The 1,989-nt window shown below is 72.7% G+C and carries 1 protein-coding gene; it reads left to right on the top strand.

Annotated elements, in window-relative coordinates:
* Nucleotides 1–48: 48 nt before the first annotated feature.
* Nucleotides 49–1,989: VIT domain-containing protein (locus tag E1266_RS37005; protein WP_132055211.1), on the top strand; the 1,941-nt coding region annotated here is incomplete at its 3' end.

Below are 1,989 nucleotides of genomic sequence, written 5' to 3'. Positions count from 1 at the left end.
CGCCTCAACCCCCGCGTTCCTGCCCGCCGATCCCACCCGGAGGTCCCAGTGACCGTGCGCATCCTGCCGCTACCCGACACCGAGCCCCCGGCCACCGACCGCGGGATCGGCGCCCTCACCACCGAGAGGGGCAACCTGCCGCTCGACTCCGTGAGCGTGCACGCCTCGATCACCGGGCTGGCCGCCGGCATCGAGGTCGTCCAGGGGTTCCGCAACCCGTTCGACGTGCCGCTGGAGGCCACCTACATCTTCCCGCTGCCCGACCGCGCCGCCGTCACCGCGCTGCGCATGGAGGCCGCCGACCGGGTCATCGAGGGGACGCTGAAGGAACGCGGCCGAGCCCGGCAGGACTACGACGCGGCCATCGCCGCCGGGCAGCGCGCGGCGATCGCGGAGGAGGACCGCCCGGACGTCTTCACCATGCGGGTGGGGAACATCCTGCCCGGCGAACGCGTGACGATCACGCTGACGCTCGACCAGCCCCTTCCCCACGAGTCGGCCTCCAGCGCGGTGTTCCGCTTCCCGCTCGTCGTCGCGCCCCGCTACATTCCGGGCACCCCCGTGGAGGGTGAGCGTTCCGGCTCAGGAGTCGCCGACGACACCGGTGCCGTGCCCGACGCGTCCCGCATCAGCCCGCCCGTCCTCCTCCCCGGCTTCCCCAACCCCGTCCAGCTCGCCGTCACCGTCGACATCGACCCCGCCGGGCTGCCACTGACCCAGATCCGATCCGCGCTCCACGTAGTCGCCGAAGAAGACGAGGGCGAGCGCACCACCGTGCGGCTGCAGCCAGGTGAACGCCTCGACCGCGACTTCATCCTGCGCCTCGACTACGCCCCGTACGAAAGCGCGGCGCTCTCCCTGGTCCCGGACGAGACCGGCGATGAGGGAACGTTCACCCTGACCGTCCTGCCCTCCGGAGAGGCACGCCCCAGGCCGCGGGACGTGGTGCTCGTCCTCGACCGCTCCGGCAGCATGCAGGGCTGGAAGATGGTCGCGGCCCGCCGCGCCGCCGCCCGCATCGTCGACACGCTCCGCACCGAGGACAGGTTCGCCGTCCTGTCGTTCGACACCGTCATCGAACGCCCCCGGGACCTCGGCACCGGCCTGGTCGAGGGCACCGACCGCAACCGGTTCCGCGCCGTCGAACACCTGGCGGCGCTGCACGCGCGCGGCGGCACCGAGATGCTCACGCCCCTCGACGAAGGCTGCCGCCTCCTCACCGAGACCGGCCGCGACCGGGTGCTGGTACTCATCACCGACGGTCAGGTCGGCAACGAAGACCAGATCCTCGCCCGTCTGGAACCCCGGCTCCGCGACGTACGGGTCCACACCGTCGGGATCGACCAGGCCGTCAACGCGGGCTTCCTCAACCGCCTCGCCGCCGTCGGCCAGGGCCGCTGCGAACTCGTCGAGTCCGAAGACCGCCTGGACGAGGCGATGGAACACATCCACCACCAGATCGCCGCGCCGCTCGCGACCGGGCTCACCCTCCACGCCGACGGCCTGGAGATCATGCCCGACTCCGTGGCCCCCGCCCGGCTGGGCGCACTCTTCCCCGGCGTGCCCCTGGTCATCGCTGGGCGTTTCCGCGGAACCCCCACCGGATCGCTGACCGTCCGCGGCACCGGCTCCACCGGAACTGCCTGGCAACAGCGGGCCACGGCCACCGTCACCGAGAACTCCGCCGCCACGTCCATCTGGGCTCGCGCGCACCTGCGCGACCTGGAAGACCGCTACACGACCGGGGGCCCCGACGACCTGGAACAACGCATCATCACCACGTCCCTCCGCTTCGGCGTCCTGTGCCGCTTCACCGCGTTCGTCGCGGTCGACAGCCGCGTGGTCACCGACGGCACCGCCCCCCACCAGGCCGTCCAGCCGGTGGAGACGCCCCGAGGCTGGGCCGCCCAGCCCGCCGCGGCCCCGATGATGGCCGAATTCGCGGCCGCCCCGGACACCGCAGCCGTCATGGACTGGGCAGCACCGCCC

The organism is Actinomadura sp. 7K534, assembly GCF_004348575.1.
GTDB lineage: Bacteria > Actinomycetota > Actinomycetes > Streptosporangiales > Streptosporangiaceae > Spirillospora > Spirillospora livida.
This window is presented reverse-complemented; position numbering and strand designations above follow the sequence as displayed.